This window comes from Clostridium sp. (genome assembly GCF_030532265.1).
Lineage (GTDB): Bacteria > Bacillota > Clostridia > Clostridiales > Clostridiaceae > Clostridium.
In genome coordinates this window covers 1-2,588 of record NZ_JAUNLM010000119.1, presented here as the reverse complement: position 1 = coordinate 2,588, position 2,588 = coordinate 1, and the positions used below count along the sequence as shown (strand labels likewise).

At 24.9% G+C, this 2,588-nt stretch carries 3 protein-coding genes; 2 read left to right on the top strand and 1 reads right to left on the bottom strand.

What is annotated here, in order from left to right:
• Positions 1-117: 117 nt before the first annotated feature.
• Together Q4E08_RS12030 and Q4E08_RS12025 are read left to right on the top strand one after the other, a co-directional pair.
• Positions 118-729 carry a copper homeostasis protein CutC gene (locus Q4E08_RS12030; protein WP_303131249.1) on the top strand — a complete coding sequence of 204 codons (612 nt, stop codon included), beginning with the start codon at positions 118-120 and terminating at the stop codon, positions 727-729.
• Positions 730-873: 144 nt separating this feature from the next.
• On the top strand, positions 874-1,071 hold the full coding sequence (locus tag Q4E08_RS12025) for a hypothetical protein (protein WP_303131247.1): 198 nt from the start codon (positions 874-876) through the stop codon (positions 1,069-1,071).
• A 387-nt stretch (positions 1,072-1,458) separates the two neighbouring features.
• Here Q4E08_RS12025 and Q4E08_RS12020 read toward each other — a convergent pair whose 3' ends face one another.
• Positions 1,459-2,136: a uracil-DNA glycosylase gene (locus tag Q4E08_RS12020; protein WP_303131245.1), complete on the bottom strand. Its 678-nt coding sequence runs from the start codon at positions 2,134-2,136 to the stop codon at positions 1,459-1,461.
• Between the last annotated feature and the right edge of the window lie 452 nt (positions 2,137-2,588).

Genomic DNA, 2,588 nt, shown 5'->3' with positions numbered 1-2,588 from the left:
AGCAGAGGACTGAAAATCCTCGTGTCGCTGGTTCGATTCCTGCTCGAGCCACCAAGAAAGCACTAACATTTAGTTAGTGCTTTTATTTTTATATAAAAATATAAGAGGTGAAAGGGAATGAAATTAGAAGTTTGTGTTGGTAATTATAATGAGGCGTTACAAGGATTTAAGGATGGTGGAGATAGAATAGAATTATGTGATAACCTTCAAGAAGGAGGAACTACTCCAAGTTATGGAACTATAAAAAAAGCAGTTAATAACATAAAAATTCCTGTAAATGTAATAATAAGACCAAGAGGTGGAGATTTTAATTATTCAAAAGATGAATTTGAGATAATGAAAGAAGACATAAAAATTTGTAAAAGTTTAAATGTAAATGGAGTTGTATTTGGAATACTAAATGAGGATAAAACTATAGATATAGAAAGAAATAAAGAATTAAAAGAGTGTGCTGAAGGTTTAAGCACTACTTTTCATATGGCCTTTGATGAAATAAAAAATAAAAAAGAAGCAATAGATATTTTAGTTGAACTTGGAATAGACAGAATACTAACAAAAGGTGGAGAAGAAAATGCTCCAAATAATTTAGATAAATTAAAAGAATTAATAGAATATGCTAATGATAGAATAATAATAATGCCTGGTGGAGGTATAACATCTCAAAATAGAGATTATATAAAAAGTTATACTAATGCAAAAGAATTACATGGAAGTAAAATAGTAAAATAAATGATTATAATAAGCCAATTTGGACATATTTTATAAATATAAACTTATTTTAGTTTATACATTTTTGTTTAAGGTTTACTTAAGGAATTGTTAAGAAATATAATCTATAATAAAAATGAGAATATGGGAATTGGAGTGGTTTTTATGATCGATAAGATTAGTTTAAGTGAAGCTGAATTTACATTAGTATCAAAAGGTATAGCTTTTGGAGTTGGAATTGGAATGCTTATTGGTATTTTTATTGGAGATGTAATACTGTTCTTTTCTCTTGGTGGAGTGTGTGGAATTTTATCAACCTCCATATATTCTATGATTAAAAGGTTAAAGAAATCAGAAAAATAGAACTATAAGTTAACTAATTAAAAGTAATTACAAAAAAAGATATAAATTTTGAAGTTGTACTATTAATCTTTATAATTAATTTAATATAAATATAATTATTAATTGAGAATGTAATGCTGCTTTAAAGAAACCACTAAATTATTAAGAAATTTGAATATAATTATAAAAGTGATTTAGTAACAAAAGATAAAATTAATTAAGTAATTAATATAGTAAAATAGAAATAGTTAAGAAATACAAGGGTATGCTTTAAATAAACAAGCATACCCAATTATTTTAAAAAATATTACAGTAAAAATAATTTATAAAACTATACGAATATGATTTTAAACTAAAAAATATCAGACTTAAAATTACTTTTTTATAATTTAAAGTCTGATATTTTGTTTATAAATTTTCAATTTGCCAATCGATAGGTTTTTTATTAATTTTAGCTAAGAAATTATTAGTTTTAGAAAAAGGTTTGCTTCCAAAGAATCCTCTAGATGCTGAAAGAGGACTTGGATGAACTGATTGAATTATATAATGAATAGGATTCGTTATAAGAGTTTTTTTCTTAATTGCATTATTTCCCCAAAGTATAAATACAATAGGTTCATCTTTTTGATTTAATAATTCAATAATTTTATCTGTAAAGATTGACCATCCAATTTTTTGATGTGAATTAGCTTTTCCAGCTTCAACAGTAAGGGTAGTATTCAATAATAATACACCTTGATCAGCCCATTTTTTCAAGTACCCATTATTTGGAACATAGCATCCTAAGTCAGATTGTAATTCTTTATAAATATTTACTAATGAAGGTGGAATTTTATTACCAGGCTTAACGGAAAAACTAAGTCCATGAGCTTGATTAGGTCCATGATAAGGGTCTTGACCTAATATAACAACTTTAACATCTTTGTAAGGAGTAAAGTGTAATGCATTAAAAATATCATACATATTAGGATATATAGTTTTATTTCTATACTCATGAATAAGAAATTTACGTATTTTAATATAATAAGGTTTAGAAAATTCATCCCTTAGTAAGTTATCCCAATCGTTTTTTAAAATTTGAGACATATAATCACCGCCTTATAATAGAGTATATCATAGAAAAATATTGAAAAAAGGGGGGAGTTTTAAGTATAATATTCAAAATATTTAAAAAAATATAAGAAACATAACCTAGAGTATCATTATAAAAAATATAAAGAAAACATGAATAAATAAAAGAAATATGAAGATAATATCAATATATTATAAATTAAATTTATATATGGTGTGTTCTATATGATATTATAAAACACGTCGCTGATGCGGAAACGAAATATCAACAAAATTTTGAAAGAGAAATTTTATTGACATATAGTTAGCTAAGTGATAAGATTTTAAAGGTCTTTTGAAAGTTTTAAAATGCTTTTTAACTTAACAAAAATGTTTAAAAAAAGTGTTGACAAAAAATTTTCAAAATGATATCATAAGCAAGTCGCTTGAGGGCGACGAGATAAAATGGTCTTTGAAAATTGAACAGA

What these genes read in the sequence shown, in the direction of transcription:
- Q4E08_RS12030 (WP_303131249.1), top strand. Translation starts at nt 118, where the DNA reads ATGAAATTAGAAGTTTGTGTTGGTAATTATAATGAGGCGTTACAAGGA.
- Q4E08_RS12025 (WP_303131247.1), top strand. Translation starts at nt 874, where the DNA reads ATGATCGATAAGATTAGTTTAAGTGAAGCTGAATTTACATTAGTATCA.
- Q4E08_RS12020 (WP_303131245.1), bottom strand. Translation starts at nt 2,136, where the DNA reads ATGTCTCAAATTTTAAAAAACGATTGGGATAACTTACTAAGGGATGAA.